Source organism: Vibrio sp. 1402, assembly GCF_033340275.1.
Map to the genome: position 1 here is coordinate 1 of NZ_JAWOWE010000484.1, position 585 is coordinate 585.

The 585-nt window shown below is 48.0% G+C and carries 1 protein-coding gene; it reads right to left on the reverse strand.

Annotated features, from left to right (window positions below; translation table 11 throughout):
- Positions 1-585, reverse strand: a 585-nt coding sequence (locus tag R7044_RS26805) for a diguanylate cyclase domain-containing protein (protein WP_225456182.1), incomplete at both ends; no start/stop codon positions are given.

Below are 585 nucleotides of genomic sequence, written 5' to 3' on the forward strand. Positions count from 1 at the left end.
ACCACCCTAGTTGCTCTTTACGTACATCTTCACTGACTTCGATGTCTTTAGCGTTGCAAATATGTGTGTTGCTGCGAACGCCAGAACGACGCGCTTCTATGCCTTTTAATAAGAGCTCATCAGGAGAAGCCGAAGGAAAATCACGACGGCTAACCAAGCCACCACACAAGGAAATAGACAGGTAATCAATTTCGCGCAGGCCGAGCGGCTCAAAGTTAGTTTGCTCAACCGCATCAGCAAAACGAGTAAAGTGCTGTTTTATCGTCTCGCTACTTTGTTCAGCCTTAAACACAAAAGCCCACTCACCTACACCAATGCTGTACAGTTGCAGCGCCGCTGGCATGCCTAAGCGCTTTCTCAATCGATTGGTAAAATGCATCGACAGATCTTTGAGCAGCTGGTCTCCGACTCGATACCCGTACTTTTCGTTGATGTGGCTGAAATTAAGCAGCTTAAGCGTTAACAAATGCTCGTCACAATCGATGTGACTTAAGCGCTCTTGCAGCGCCACGCGATTTTGCAGCCCCGTGCGACTGTCACGACGGTAGCTTTCTTGTAGCTTGCGAGTTTGACGATCAAGTTGAT